Origin of the sequence: Pseudomonas sp. Root562 (assembly GCF_001427125.1) — a bacterium.
GTDB lineage: Bacteria > Pseudomonadota > Gammaproteobacteria > Pseudomonadales > Pseudomonadaceae > Aquipseudomonas.
Genome location: NZ_LMGK01000024.1, coordinates 1 through 14,223, shown reverse-complemented (window position 1 = coordinate 14,223; position 14,223 = coordinate 1). Strand labels below are relative to the sequence as shown.

14 protein-coding genes are annotated in these 14,223 nt (G+C 60.5%); 11 read left to right on the top strand and 3 right to left on the bottom strand.

The genetic code is table 11. The annotated features are described in order from the left end of the window. Positions 1-513: 513 nt before the first annotated feature. From ASD60_RS21520 to ASD60_RS21505, 4 genes are all read left to right on the top strand, one after another. Complete coding sequence (locus tag ASD60_RS21520; RefSeq protein ID WP_056855918.1) at positions 514-1,227, top strand: GntR family transcriptional regulator; 714 nt, start codon at positions 514-516, stop codon at positions 1,225-1,227. Further along, positions 1,224-2,222 carry an ADP-ribosylglycohydrolase family protein gene (locus tag ASD60_RS21515; protein ID WP_056855917.1) on the top strand — a complete coding sequence of 333 codons (999 nt, stop codon included), beginning with the start codon at positions 1,224-1,226 and terminating at the stop codon, positions 2,220-2,222. Before ASD60_RS21520 ends, ASD60_RS21515 begins: the two co-directional genes overlap by 4 nt. Before the next feature lie 216 nt (positions 2,223-2,438). Beyond that, positions 2,439-3,905, top strand: coding sequence for a purine-cytosine permease family protein (locus tag ASD60_RS21510; protein ID WP_056855916.1), 1,467 nt, complete (start codon positions 2,439-2,441; stop codon positions 3,903-3,905). Next, entirely contained in the window at positions 3,898-4,827 is a 930-nt protein-coding gene (locus tag ASD60_RS21505; RefSeq protein WP_056855915.1) for a PfkB family carbohydrate kinase, read from the top strand. The genes ASD60_RS21510 and ASD60_RS21505 overlap by 8 nt, the downstream gene beginning before the upstream one ends. Before the next feature lie 45 nt (positions 4,828-4,872). On the opposite strand, the gene ASD60_RS21500 is transcribed toward ASD60_RS21505, so the two are convergent. Then, entirely contained in the window at positions 4,873-5,127 is a 255-nt protein-coding gene (locus tag ASD60_RS21500) for a hypothetical protein (protein ID WP_056855914.1), read from the bottom strand. A gap of 40 nt (positions 5,128-5,167) precedes the next feature. Continuing rightward, positions 5,168-5,506: a hypothetical protein gene (locus ASD60_RS21495; protein ID WP_056855913.1), complete on the bottom strand. Its 339-nt coding sequence runs from the start codon at positions 5,504-5,506 to the stop codon at positions 5,168-5,170. A 162-nt stretch (positions 5,507-5,668) separates the two neighbouring features. Between ASD60_RS21495 and ASD60_RS21490 the strand changes: the two genes are divergently transcribed. The 6 genes from ASD60_RS21490 (at position 5,669) to ASD60_RS21465 (ending at position 11,575) form a co-directional block, all read left to right on the top strand. Continuing rightward, positions 5,669-6,151 carry a GNAT family N-acetyltransferase gene (locus ASD60_RS21490; RefSeq protein WP_056855912.1) on the top strand — a complete coding sequence of 161 codons (483 nt, stop codon included), beginning with the start codon at positions 5,669-5,671 and terminating at the stop codon, positions 6,149-6,151. Positions 6,152-6,394: 243 nt separating this feature from the next. Continuing rightward, positions 6,395-7,387, top strand: a complete 993-nt coding sequence (locus ASD60_RS21485; RefSeq protein ID WP_056855911.1) for a 2-dehydro-3-deoxygalactonokinase — start codon at positions 6,395-6,397, stop codon at positions 7,385-7,387. Positions 7,388-7,406: 19 nt separating this feature from the next. After that, entirely contained in the window at positions 7,407-8,027 is a 621-nt protein-coding gene (locus tag ASD60_RS21480; protein WP_056855910.1) for a 2-dehydro-3-deoxy-6-phosphogalactonate aldolase, read from the top strand. Positions 8,028-8,075: 48 nt separating this feature from the next. Continuing rightward, positions 8,076-9,224 (top strand): galactonate dehydratase, encoded by a 1,149-nt coding sequence (dgoD, locus tag ASD60_RS21475; RefSeq protein ID WP_056855909.1) that lies wholly within the window; start codon positions 8,076-8,078, stop codon positions 9,222-9,224. Between the two features lie 176 nt (positions 9,225-9,400). After that, positions 9,401-10,711, top strand: a complete 1,311-nt coding sequence (locus tag ASD60_RS21470) for an MFS transporter (RefSeq protein ID WP_056855908.1) — start codon at positions 9,401-9,403, stop codon at positions 10,709-10,711. Between the two features lie 60 nt (positions 10,712-10,771). Further along, complete coding sequence (locus ASD60_RS21465) at positions 10,772-11,575, top strand: IclR family transcriptional regulator (protein WP_056855907.1); 804 nt, start codon at positions 10,772-10,774, stop codon at positions 11,573-11,575. Positions 11,576-11,753: 178 nt separating this feature from the next. On the opposite strand, the gene ASD60_RS21460 is transcribed toward ASD60_RS21465, so the two are convergent. Next, positions 11,754-13,418 (bottom strand): electron transfer flavoprotein-ubiquinone oxidoreductase, encoded by a 1,665-nt coding sequence (locus tag ASD60_RS21460; protein ID WP_056855906.1) that lies wholly within the window; start codon positions 13,416-13,418, stop codon positions 11,754-11,756. Positions 13,419-13,967: 549 nt separating this feature from the next. Between ASD60_RS21460 and ASD60_RS21455 the strand changes: the two genes are divergently transcribed. Beyond that, positions 13,968-14,223 (top strand): electron transfer flavoprotein subunit beta/FixA family protein (locus ASD60_RS21455; RefSeq protein ID WP_442966015.1); only part of this gene is annotated, 256 nt, incomplete at its 3' end.

The following is a 14,223-nucleotide window of genomic DNA, read 5'->3' as shown; positions in this document are numbered from 1 at the left end:
TCCTTTGTAGTAGAGAGCTTTTGTGGCGAGGGAGCTTGCTCCCGCCGGGCAGCGAAGCGGCCCCACAAGCGCTTGTCGCGGTGAGTCTGGTAGACCGCACCTTTCCGGGMTTACGACTGCTGCGCAGCCGAGCGGGAGCAAGCTCCCTCGCCACGGTTCTGTGAGCCAATCATTCCCACGCAGAGCGTGGGAATGCTTCCGCGGGCRCTCTGCGTTCGGCCTTTGAATGGGGACGCGGAGCGTCCCGGGCTGCATTCCCACGCAGAGCGTGGGAACGATCATCATTCCTTTGTAGTAGAGAGCTTTTGTGGCGAGGGAGCTTGCTCCCGCYGGGCAGCGAAGCGGCCCCAAAAGCGCTTGTCGCGGTGAGTCTGGTAGACCGCACTTTCCGGGCTTACGACTGCTGCGCAGCCGAGCGGGAGCAAGCTCCCTCGCCACGGTTCTGTGATCCTTCCGTCTGGATCGATAAATTTTCCTTGCCCGCCCGAACCGGTTTCGGTTATCACTTTGTACATGATTAGACAGGTTCGATTTGACAAGAAACAACGGGTGGTCGACGAACTCATCCGGCGCATCGAAAGCGGCCTCCTCGAGGACGGTTTTCAGTTGCCGGGTGAGCATCAGTTGGCTCAAGAATTCAAAGTCAGCCGCGGCACTTTGCGTGAAGCTCTGGCCGAACTGAAACGGCGCAATTACATCGCGACGCAAAGCGGGGTGGGTTCCATCGTCACCTTTGACGGTGTGGTCCTCGACCAGCGCAGCGGCTGGGCCCAAGCCCTGGCCGATAGCGGAGCGCTGGTCAATACCGAGGTGCTGCGGCTGGAGGCGGTGACTCGCCCCGACCTGCTGTCGCGGTTCGGCACTGACCAATTCATCACGCTCGACCGTCGCCGCCGTTCCAACGACGGTACGCTGGTTTCCCTCGAACGCTCGCTGATGCCCGCCACCGGAGGCCTGGAAAGCCTGCCGCGGGTCGGTCTGATCGACAATTCCCTGACCATCACCCTGGCTGCCTATGGCTACATCGGTGAGCGTGGCGATCAATGGATCGGCGCCGAACCATTGAATGAACTGGATGCCGAGTTGCTGGGGCGCCCGGTCGGCACGGTCTTTCTCAAGGCGCTGCGTACAACTTACGACCGACAGAACCGCTTCATGGAGCAAGTGGAAAGTTTGCTCGACCCTGTGCATTTCCGTCTGCACCTGCAATTTGGAACGTCGAAATGACTGCGCTCAACCGTGCCTTGGGCGCGTTCTACGGTCTGGCTTTGGGCGATGCCCTGGGCATGCCGACGCAATCGTTGAGTCGTGCTGCAATCCAGGCGCGTTTTGGCCAAATCACTGACCTTGAAGATGCCGGCCCAGATCAACCGATCGCCGCCAACATGCCCAAAGGCTCGATCACCGATGACACCGAACAGGCTATCCTGGTCGGCCAGTTGCTGATCGAGGGCGAAGGTCGCATCGAACCGTCGGTGCTTGCCCAGCGCTTGATCGATTGGGAAGCGGTGATGCAGGCCAAGGGCTCGCAGGATCTGCTCGGTCCTTCGACCAAGCGCGCCATCGAGATGATCCTCGCGGGTCATTCACCGGAAGAGGCGGGGCGCTACGGCACCACCAATGGCGCGGCGATGCGCATTACGCCGGTCGGGATCGCGGCGGATGTTGTCGATCCGCAGCGTTTCATTGAAGCGGTCGTGCAGGCCTGCCAGGTCACCCACAACACCACGCTGGGGATTTCCAGCGCGGCGGCGGTGGCGGCGGTGGTGTCCGCCGGGATCAATGGCATGGACCTGGGCGAAGCATTGAACCTCGGTCAGCAAATCGCCCAGCAAGCAGAAACCCATGGTCACTGGGTCGCCGGCGGACGCATTGCCTCGCGCATCAGTTGGGCGCGGAGCATCAGCGTTGACAGCGACAAAGCGCTGTTGGCGGATCTGATGTACGACGTGATCGGTACGTCGGTGGCATCGCAGGAGTCGGTGGTGGTGTCGTTTGCCCTGGCCCAGCAGGTGGCCATCGGCGAAATGAATGCCTTCGAAGCGTTGTGCATGGCCGCCAGCCTTGGCGGTGACACCGACACCATCGCAGCGATTCTCGGCGCGATGCTTGGGGCCTGCCTGGGCCTTGAGAGTTGGCCGGTCGAGATGATCGACAAGGTCAAGGCCGTCAATGATCTGGAGCTTGAGCCTTTGGTGCAAGGGCTGCTGGTTCTGCGCTGATTTTTGGATCAAGCCGATATTCTGTGGCGAGGGAGCTTGCTCCCGCTCGGCTGCGCAGCAGTCGTAAACGCTGACGACTCGGTGTGCCTGCTTCACTACTGTCGCAGGTTTGGGGCCGCTTCGCGGCCCAGCGGGAGCAAGCTCCCTCGCCACAGGGCTGTAGTGTCGATATCCGATTTGCCCACAACCACAAAAATGGCAACAGGAGCATTTTTCATGAGTTCATCAAACGCCGGGCAAAGTGCCGGGCAACTGGAAACACGCGGCATCGAACCGGTGCCGGAATCCGAGTGCAATGGTCATCCGTTGCAACTGTTCTGGGTCTGGTTTGCCGCCAACATTTCCATCCTCGGCCTGCCATTGGGTGCGACCCTCGTGGCCTTTCGCGGTTTGGCGATCTGGCAGGCAATCATCGTCGCGATCCTCGGCGCCGCCGGTTCATTTGCGGTGGTCGGCATCATCTCGATCGCCGGTCGTCGCGGTCGCGCGCCGAGCCTGACCTTGTCGCGAGCAATCTTCGGCGTACGCGGCAATATCGGCCCGACCCTGGTTTCGCTGATGTCGCGGCTGGGCTGGGAAACCGTCAACACCACCACCGCCGCGTTCGTGCTGCTCTCACTGTGCTCGATCCTGTTCGGCTCGCCGGTGGAAGCGAAAAGTGCGCCTGTGCTGACGCTGCTGTTCATCGCGATTTTCGTCTTGTTGACCTTGTCGGTGTCCGGCCTCGGTCATGCGACATTGCTGGTCATTCAGAAATGGGCGACCTACGTCTTCGGCGCGCTGAATATTCTGGTCGGCGGCTTCCTCTGCGCCACCATCGACTGGAGCGCGGTGTTCAACGCTACGCCTGCGCCGATCAGCGCGATGATCATCGGCATCGGCACCATGGCGGCCGGCACCGGGATCGGTTGGGCCAATGCCGGTGCGGACATGTCGCGCTATCAGCACCGCAGCGTCAAAGCCGTACGCCTGGTGGCTTCGGCAGCATTCGGTGCGGGGATTCCGCTGGTGCTGCTGATCACCCTCGGCGGCCTGTTGTCGGTGGGCAACAATGACCTGGCCCAGGCCACTGACCCGATCATCGCGATCCGCGACATGCTGCCGACCTGGATGGCCGTGCCGTACCTGATCACTGCGTTTGGTGGCTTGCTGCTGTCGAACAATCTGTCGGTGTATTCCGCCGGTTTGACCACGCTGACGCTCGGGCTCAGGGTCAAGCGCGTCTACGCCGTGGTGGTCGACATCGTCGCGATCTTTGCTGGCTCGATATACTTCATGCTGATCGCCGACAGTTTCTACGGCCCGTTCATTACCTTCATTTCTTTGCTGGCGGTGCCGATCACGGCATGGGTCGGGATCTTTGTGGTCGACCTGATTCATCGGCATTACTACAGTCCCAAGGACTTGCTGGATGTCAGCCCGAGCAGCGCTTATTGGTATCGCGGCGGTGTGGAATGGCGCGCATTCAGCGCGTGGGCCATCGCCATCGTGCTCGGTTTCAGCTTCACCACCATCGGCACCACGGCCGAAAATGTCTGGTTCAAGGGCTTCCTGTCCGACTCGTGGCTGGGGCACAACGGCCTCGGCTGGATCGTGACTTTTGTCGTGGCTGGCGGGATTTATTTTGTACTCGGTGGGGCGAAAGACCGTCGCGCCGCGCTTACCGAGAATGCTCATGCCTAAGATGCTGCACACCGGCCAGGTCATCATCGACCTGGTGATGGCCGTGGATAAATTGCCGCAAGCAGGGGGTGACGTATTAGCGCAATCCGCCAGTTTCGAAGCCGGCGGCGGTTTTAATGTAATGGCCGCCGCGCAGCGCAACGGATTGCCGGTGGTGTACCTCGGGCGACACGGCACCGGGCGTTTCGGTGATCTGGCCCGCGACGCCATGAGCGCGGAAGGCATCCGTATCGGCATTACAGATCCGGCCGAACGTGATACCGGGTTGTGCGTCGCGATTACGGACGCCTCGGCCGAGCGTAGTTTCGTGTCCTACATCGGCGCCGAAGGCGAATTGAGCGCCGAGGATTTGGCCAGTGTCCCGGCCGAAGCGGGGGATTTTGTCTACGTCAGCGGCTACAGCCTGCTGCATGTGGGCAAGGCACAGCCGTTGGTGGACTGGGTGCTTGCGCTGCCGAAAGGTGTCAACGTGGTGTTCGATCCGGGGCCACTGGTGGATTCACCTGATGAGCCGCTGATGCAGGCGTTGCTGCCGCGCATCGACGTGTGGACCAGCAACAGCGTCGAAGCACTGAAGATTACCGGCGCTGCGGATATTGCTCAGGCACTGGATCGACTGGTCGGCTATCTACCGCAGGATGTGCTGATGGTGGTGCGTGATGGGCCGAATGGCTGCTGGATCAACCAGGGTTCCGAGCACAGGCATGTGCCGGGATTCAAGGTCGAGGCCGTGGACAGCAACGGTGCCGGTGATGCTCATGCGGGAGTGTTCATCGCCGGATTGGCCCAGGGGTTGGACGCACAGGAGGCGGCGCGTCGGGCCAATGCGGCGGCGGCATTGGCGGTCACACGCTGGGGGCCTGCGACGTCGCCCGGGTCTACAGAGGTGGATGCGTTGATCCGTAATACTTTCGGCGGCTGATCCGTCGCGATCGCCAGCAGGCTAGCTGCTGGCGATCGGAGTCATTCAGATATCCAGTTTGCGTGCGGCCTCTACGCCAGCGGCGCTGAGTTTGATCGGCAGGTTCAACGAGTGTTCGCCGGCTTCGTTGCACTGCACATTGCCGTGCTGGATCAAGCCGCGGTCCTGCAATTCGGCAAGGGTGCTGGCCACGACTTTCTCCCCCCGGTAATTGTCCAGGACCTCCTTGCCCAGTCCGCTTGGATGGGCGTGCAGCAGGCGGGTGAGGACTTCTTTTTCCAGGTTTTTATCGACGTTCATGGTTACCTCTTCATGGCGATGGGTAGGTCTTGCGGCGAACTTACTGGCTCACTCCACCTTCGGAGCCTGAGCCACCGGTGGTGGTTTTCGAGCCAACGCCGGGGCCGGCGTTGTCGGGTGTTTTGGTGTCCGGCAGGTTCAGGCCGCCCTGGCGGCCCATATCGTTGCCTTGAGTCCGTGGGTCAGTACCCGTGGACGGCGGCAGGCTGTCGTCGACGCCCGTACCGTTGGTGTTCATGCCGGGGGCGCTTTGGATGGCGGGAGCCTTGGGCGGCTCGACCGGATTGGTCGGGCCGGTGCCGGACGCGGTGGTCGCAGCGACAGCGAACGAGGAGAGCAGGGCAGCAAAGGCTAGAGCGGGCAGCCTGGACATGATCATGGTGGTGTCTCCATTGATTTAGAGTCCTTACCTGATGTTGGTCCGCCCCTGTTTCTGATTGGTGCCTGATGAACGACGAACGGTTCAGCCCGGTTGCGATGTCTCGCCACAAATCACTCACCGACTTAGTATGGCGTTTTCCACTTTTGACAAGGCACGTCCATGACGATCGAAATCCGCCCGGCGACCCCCAGCGATGCGCCGCAAATTCTCGCGTTCATCACTGAACTGGCCGACTACGAACGTGCCCGCCATGAAGTCATCGCCAGCGTCGCCGACATCGAGCGCAGTCTGTTCAGCGAAGGCGCAACGGCCCATGGTCTGATCTGCCTGCGCGATGGCTTGCCGATCGGCTTCGCGGTGTTCTTCTTCAGCTACTCCACGTGGCTGGGCAGCAACTGCCTGTACCTCGAAGACCTCTACATCACCCCCGAGCAGCGTGGTGGCGGGGCGGGCAAGACGTTGTTGCGCCATCTGGCCAAAATCGCCTGTGCCAATGACTGCGGCCGTTTTGAGTGGAGCGTGCTGGAGTGGAACACCCCCGCCATCGATTTCTACAAATCCCTGGGTGCGCAGCCGCAGGAGGAATGGGTTCGCTATCGGATGGATGGGAAGGTGTTGAGAGAGTTCGCCGAAGGTAATTGAACCGCTCTCTGTAGGCGCGAGCCTGCTCGCGAAAAAATCGCAAACACCACAGGGTTTCAGGCTTCCCCCATTATCGTTGACGACCATCGCCAGCAGGCAGGCTCCTACAGGAGGCTGTCGCAGGCGATGGTTTTTTTTTGTGTTGTTCCAATATATGGGATTGATATTTATATATTGAGATTTACCTGCGCCAAGGTTTATAGTCCCGCTCACTCACTGCCAAAAAACAAAACAGGTGAAGCGATGCTGGCGCAATTGATCGCGCTCGATTGGGGGACAACCTCATTACGTGCTTACAAACTTGCCGAAGGCGGCCAGGTCCTTGAACAGCGTTCGCTGTCGTCGGGGATCATGCAGTTGCCCAAGGCGCCGCGACTCATCAACGGTCGTGAATGCACCGACGGTTTTGAACTGGCTTTTGACGAGGCTTGCGGCGACTGGCTCGATGCTCAGCCAGATTTGCCGGTGATAGCCTGCGGGATGGTCGGCAGCGCCCAGGGCTGGCGTGAAGCGGCCTACTGCGATACGCCGGCGAATGTCGCCAATCTCGGAACTTCCCTGCAAACCGTGCGCAGTCTGCGCGGTGTCGATGTGCATATTGTGCCGGGCGTGATTCAACGCTCGCGCCTGCCAAACGTGATGCGTGGCGAAGAAACCCAGGTACTCGGTGTTCTGCAAACGCTGGCGGATGAGGCGGGCGCCGGACTGTTGATCGGCCTGCCAGGCAGCCATTCAAAATGGGTGGAAGTTACCGATGGCTGCATCGTGCACTTCGATACCTTCATGACCGGTGAAGTCTTCGCCGTACTCAGCGAACACAGCATCCTGGGGCGCACCCAACAGCGCGGCGGCGCGTTTGATGGCGCTGCGTTCGATCGCGGGGTGCAGGTCGCGTTGTCGGCGGACGGTGAGATCGGCGTGCTGTCGACTTTGTTCAGCGCCCGCAGCCTCGGATTGACCGGCGAGCTGAGCGCTGCGGCGCAACCGGATTATCTGTCCGGCCTGTTGATCGGCCATGAGCTGTCGGCCCTGGCCAATGCTCAACGGCGTCGTCGCAACAGCGTGCATCTGCCATCAATCATCCTCATCGGCAATTCCCAGCTCTGCACTCGTTATAGCCGCGCCCTCGACGCTTGCGGCTTTGCCCGAGTGTCCCTGGCCGAGCAGGCCACCGAACGCGGGTTGTGGCAAGTGGCGCTGGCCGCCGGCCTGATCCGGCCCAACCCAATCCGTTAAACCTGACTGGAGTCCTGACATGCTCAAACAAGCACTGGCGCAAAACGGTCTGATCGCGATCCTGCGCGGCCTGCATCCGCAAGAAGCGGCCGCCATCGGGGAAGTCCTGTACGCCGCCGGTTTCCGGGTTATCGAGGTCCCGCTCAACTCTCCTGTGCCGTACGAAAGCATCCGTATCCTGCGCGATACCTTGCCCGCCGATTGCCTGATTGGTGCGGGGACGGTGCTGACCGCGGAACAGGTCGAGCAGGTGAAAGCGGCGGGCGGGCAGGTGATCGTCATGCCCCACAGCGACCCGAAAGTCCTGCGCGCAGCGAAATCAGCCGGGCTGTACCTGTCACCGGGCGTCGCTACACCGACCGAAGCGTTCGCGGCACTGGCTGAAGGCGCGGACGTGCTGAAAATGTTCCCGGCCGAGCAGATGGGGCCGGCAGTCGTCAAAGCCTGGCTCGCGGTGCTGCCGGCCGGAACCGTCCTGTTGCCCGTCGGCGGGATTACCCCGGACAACATGCAGGCGTTCATCGACGCGGGCGTCAAAGGTTTCGGCCTCGGTTCGGGCCTGTTCAAACCGGGCATGACCCCGGAGCAAGTGGCGGCCAATGCCAAGGCCTATGTCACTGCCTGGAAAGCCCTTCGCTAAGACTTTTTTGGCGCTGCGAGCGCTGCATCTAACAAGAGAGACAATCAGATGAAAATCACCAAACTGACCACTTTCATCGTTCCACCGCGCTGGTGCTTCCTCAAGGTTGAAACCGACGAGGGCGTGACCGGCTGGGGCGAGCCCGTGGTCGAAGGTCGTGCTCACACGGTGGCGGCTGCCGTTGAAGAATTGTCCGATTACCTGATCGGCAAGGATCCGCGCAACATCGAAGACATCTGGACCGTGCTCTATCGCGGCGGTTTTTACCGGGGCGGGGCGATTCACATGAGTGCCCTGGCCGGTATCGATCAGGCGTTGTGGGACATCAAGGGCAAGGCGCTGGGCGTGTCGGTCAGCGATCTGCTGGGTGGCCAGGTTCGGGACAAGATCCGCGTGTATTCGTGGATCGGTGGTGACCGTCCGGCAGACACCGCGCGAGCAGCCAAGGAAGCGGTCAGCCGTGGTTTCACTGCAGTGAAAATGAACGGCACCGAAGAGCTGCAATTTCTCGACACCTTCGAGAAAGTCGACCTGGCCCTGGCCAATGTCGCCGCCGTGCGTGACGCGGTCGGCCCGAACGTCGGCATTGGCGTCGACTTCCATGGCCGCGTGCACAAGCCGATGGCCAAGGTACTGATGAAGGAGCTTGATCCGTACAAGCTGATGTTCATCGAAGAGCCGGTGCTCAGCGAAAACTACGAAGCGCTGAAGGAACTGGCACCGCTGACCAGCACACCGATTGCCCTCGGCGAGCGGCTGTTCTCACGCTGGGATTTCAAGCGTGTGCTCAGCGAAGGCTACGTTGACATCATCCAGCCGGATGCATCCCATGCTGGCGGCATCACCGAAACCCGCAAGATCGCCAACATGGCCGAGGCCTACGACGTGGCGCTGGCGCTGCATTGCCCGCTCGGCCCGATTGCCCTGGCGGCGTGCCTGCAACTGGACGCTGTTTGCTACAACGCGTTCATCCAGGAACAAAGCCTGGGCATCCATTACAACGAGAGCAACGACCTGCTCGACTACATCAAAGACCCACGGGTGTTCGACTACGACAAAGGCTTCGTGAAGATCCCCAATGGCCCGGGCCTGGGCATCGAAATCAACGAGGAATACGTGATCGAACGCGCCGCTGTCGGCCACCGCTGGCGCAACCCGATCTGGCGCCATGCCGATGGCAGTTTCGCCGAGTGGTGATCACCTCCTGAATCACCAATGAACCTGTGGTGATCGTTCCCACGCTCTGCGTGGGAATGCCTTACCGGACGCTCTGCGTCCTCTTTTGGGACGCGGAGCGCCCCAGGCTGCATTCCCACGCAGAGCGTGGGAACGATCACGAACGACCTCAATAAACATAAAAAGAGGCACTCCCCATGCAACCGCAAACCCTTACCGGGCAGGCGTCGTTGGCGGCGCCCAGCCGCAAGCGTTTTTTCATCATGGTGCTGCTGTTCATCACCGTGGTGATCAACTACCTGGACCGCAGCAACCTGTCGATTGCCGCTCCGGCGCTGACCAGCGACCTGGGCATCGATCCGATTCACGTCGGCCTGATTTTCTCCGCGTTCGGCTGGACCTACGCCGCCATGCAAATCCCCGGCGGCTGGCTGGTGGACCGGGTACCGCCGCGTATCCTCTATACCGCCGCTTTGCTGCTGTGGTCGATTGCCACGGTGATGCTCGGGTTCGCTGGCAGCTTCATTGCGCTGTTCGTCCTGCGCATGGCCGTCGGTGCCCTCGAAGCGCCGGCCTATCCGATCAACAGCCGCGTGGTCACCACCTGGTTCCCCGAGCGCGAACGCGCCACGGCCATCGGTTTCTACACCTCGGGACAGTTTGTCGGCCTGGCATTCCTGACGCCAGTGCTGGCCTGGCTCCAGCATGAATTCGGCTGGCACATGGTGTTCGTCACCACAGGTGCAGTGGGCATTCTCTGGGCGGTGATCTGGTACGCGGTGTATCGCGAACCACGGGATTTCAAAGGCGCCAACCAGGCTGAAATCGATCTGATCCGCGAAGGCGGCGGGCTGGTGGATATCCAGGCCGAACAAGCCAAGGTCAAGGCCAAATTCAGTTGGGCCGACCTTGGTATTGTCTTGAGCAAGCGCAAACTCTGGGGCATTTACCTTGGCCAGTTCTGCCTCAATTCGACGTTATGGTTTTTCCTGACGTGGTTCCCGACCTACCTGGTGAAATATCGCGGCATGGACTTCATCAAGTCCGGTCTGTTGGCATCGCTGCCTTTTCTGGCGGCGTTCGTCGGCGTGTTGTGTTCCGGTTTCTTCTCCGACTTTTTGATCCGCCGTGGCTACAGCGTCGGTTTCGCCCGCAAGTTGCCGATCATCAGTGGCCTGCTGATTTCCACGTCGATCATCGGCGCCAACTTCGTCGAATCGACGCCGCTGGTGATTGCGTTCCTGGCATTGGCCTTTTTCGGCAACGGTCTGGCTTCGATCACCTGGTCGCTGGTGTCGACGCTGGCGCCGGCCCGCTTGCTGGGATTGACCGGTGGCGTGTTCAACTTCATCGGCAACCTGTCGGCCATCGCCACGCCTATCGTGATCGGCTTCCTCGCCAGCGGTGATTCCTTTGCTCCGGCGATCACCTACATTTCGGTACTGGCATTGATGGGAGCGCTGTCCTACATCTTGCTGGTGGGCAAGGTCGAGCGTATCAAGTTGTAGTCGTGCCATCCGGGCGACCATAATGCCGCCCGTTCACTCGCTCAACGGTAAAGGCTGGATATGCAGGAAGACGCCCCAAAAATCGCCAAGGACGCCGCACCGACCGGCACCCAGACACTGCTTCGCGGTTTGGGTGTGGTCCAGGCCGTGGCCAGCGGCGCCCGCGATCTCAAGGAAATCGCCCGCTTGATCGGCACCACGCGCAGCACCACTCATCGCCTGGCCAGTTGCCTGGTGGACGAGCGTTACCTGCGGGTGGTGCCGCAAGTCGGATATCTGTTGGGGCCGAAGCTGATCGAGCTGGGATTCCAGGCGCGCGAAGAGTTGCCGCTGGTGACCCTGGCCGGACCGTATCTGGATGAGTTGTCGGCTTTGACCGGCGACACCATTCACCTGGCGATCCGTGAAGGCGACGAGGTGTTGTACCTGCACAAGAATCCGGGGCGCAACGGCCCGGAAATGCGCTCGCGGGTCGGCCACCGCATGCCGTTGGCGCGCACCGGGATCGGCAAGGCGCTGATGCTCGATGATTCGCCGCAAGAGTGGCAGCGCCTGTACGAAGTCAGCCTGCCGGTGGGTGGAAAAAACCAGTTCTGGCCGCAGCACCCGGAGCAATCCTGGGAGCAGTTCCAGCAGCGCATGATCGAGTACGTGGCCGGTGGTTATGCCTTCGACCTGGAAGACAACGAACCGTCGATCCGCTGCGTGGCCGCGCCGATTCGTGATGCCAGCAAACGCATCGTCGCCGGCATCAGCATTGCCAGTACAGTGCCGTATATGCCGCTGGAAAAAATGGCCGAGCTGATTCCCCTGATCAAAGGCGTCACCGCACGGCTGTCGGCGGAGCTTGGCCTCAAGGTTTAAACACATTCCCCCTGTAGGAGCGGGCTTGCCCGCGATAGCGGTGGGTCAGTCGACGGCAATGTTGAATGATGAACCGTCATCGCTGGCAAGCCAGCTCCCACAGGGAGTGGTGTTATGCCCTGGATCGCAGGCAACAAAAAGGCCCCCGTTTCGGGAGCCTTGATGTTCGCGGTTCGGCTTACATGTTCGGGTAAGTCGGGCCGCCAGCGCCTTCCGGCGTCACCCAGGTGATGTTCTGTGCAGGATCCTTGATGTCGCAGGTCTTGCAGTGAACGCAGTTCTGGGCGTTGATCTGGAAGCGCTTCTCGCCGTCTTCCTTGGTGATCACTTCGTACACGCCGGCCGGGCAGTAACGCTGGGCAGGCTCATCGTACAGCGGCAGGTTCTTGCTGATCGGGATGCTCGGATCGGTCAGCTTCAGGTGGCACGGTTGTTCTTCTTCATGGTTGGTGCCAGAGATGAACACCGAGCTCAGTTTGTCGAAGCTGATCTTGCCGTCCGGTTTCGGGTAGTCGATCTTCTTGCAGTCGGCCGCCAGCTTGAGGCACGCATAATCCGGCTTGGTGTCGTGCAGGGTGAACGGCAGTTTGCCACCGAAAATGTTCTGGTCCAGCCAGTTGAAACCACCGCCGACAATAGCGCCGAACTTGTGGATCGCCGGGCCGAAGTTACGGCTGGCGAACAGTTCTTCGTGCAGCCAGCTGTTCTTGAACGCATCCACGTAAGTGGTCAGCTCTTCGGTGCCGTCCTTGTCGGCGAACAGGGCGTCCGCCACGGATTCCGCCGCGAGCATGCCGGACTTCATCGCCGTGTGGCTGCCTTTGATCTTGGCGAAGTTCAGGGTGCCGAGGTCGCAACCGATCAGCGCACCGCCCTTGAAGACCATTTTCGGCAGCGAGTTCAGGCCGCCCTTGCAGATCGCACGCGCGCCGTAACTGATGCGCTTGCCGCCTTCCAGGTACTGCTTGAGCACCGGGTGATGCTTGAGGCGCTGGAACTCGTCGAACGGCGACAGGAAGGTGTTGCTGTAGGAAAGATCGACGATCAGGCCAACGACCACCTGGTTGTTTTCCAGGTGATAGAGGAAGGAGCCACCGGTGTTTTCGGTGCCCATGATGTCCATCGGCCAACCGGCGGTGTGCACCACCAGGCCTGGCTGGTGCTTGGCCGGGTCGACTTCCCAGATTTCTTTCAGGCCGATGCCGTAGTGCTGGGCGTCGGCATCGCTGTCCAGATTGAAACGCTTGATCAGTTGCTTGCCGATGTGGCCACGGCAGCCTTCGGCGAACAGCGTGTATTTGCCACGCAGTTCCATCCCCGGGGTGTACAGGCCTTCTTTGGGCTGACCTTCGCGGTCAACGCCCAGGTCACCGGTGATGATCCCGCGAACCACGCCGTTTTCATCGAACAACGCTTCCTGAGCGGCGAAGCCCGGGTAGATTTCCACCCCGAGGTTCTCGGCCTGCTGGGCCAGCCAGCGGCACAGGTTGCCCAGGGAGATGATGTAGTTGCCTTCGTTGTGCATGGTCTTGGGCACAAAGAAGTCTGGAATTTTCTGCGCGCTTTCAGCGTTCTTGAGAACGAAGATGTCGTCGCGGGTGACGGGCGTGTTCAGCGGCGCGCCGAGTTCTTTCCAGTCCGGGAACAGTTCGTTCAGGGCGCGTGGTTCAAACACGGCACCGGAGAGAATGTGAGCACCGACTTCGGAGCCTTTTTCGACCACGCAGACGCTGATTTCCTTACCGGCTTGCGCAGCCTTCTGCTTCAAGCGGCAGGCGGCGGAAAGACCAGCGGGGCCGGCACCGACGATGACCACGTCGAATTCCATGTATTCGCGTTCCACAGGCTATCTCCTACTCAAGGCTCAACAGTTTTTTTCTAATTTTGGAGGTTAGGTGTCGCATCCTTGAATCCCGGCGTAACGTCGGGAGAGGACAATCGAGTGACCACCTTTCTCTTTGGGTGGCGCATTATATCTACACCACTCTCAGGGTCCAATACAAACGTTTGTTTGAAATGGCTCAAACCCAGAGAAATCAAAGTCACGCGGCTTATGAACGGCTATTTTGCCGTATTGACCGGAATAGGTGTTCCGGTCAAGATACGGGCGGTTTTGCGCTCGCCGTAGGCTGAATGTTGGTTTCAAGAGCACCTCTAAAGACAGGGCGATGGCCTGGGCAAGTGATGCGCCGCGCGGGATTGGCGCGCAGTTTACACGCAGCGATATTGAATGACTCGTCAGTCACTGCTGACGAACGGTCATCTACATCGTGAGCGATGTTCACTTGACACTTTTTGCCGGCGTTTTTGGAGGTGCCCTTGCGCCCGATGAGCATCAACCGCCAGGTTCGCCTAGGCGACTTTCTTTTCACCGGAGAGTAACGAGGAATCCATGAAGGTTCTTGTAGCTGTCAAACGCGTTGTGGATTACAACGTCAAGGTTCGCGTCAAGGCGGACAATTCCGGCGTCGATCTTGCCAACGTCAAGATGTCGATGAACCCATTCTGCGAGATCGCCGTGGAAGAAGCCGTACGCCTGAAAGAGAAGGGTGTTGCGACTGAAATCGTCGTCGTCTCCGTCGGCCCGTCCACCGCTCAGGAGCAACTGCGCACCGCGCTGCGCTCAGGAGCAACTGCGCACCGCGCTG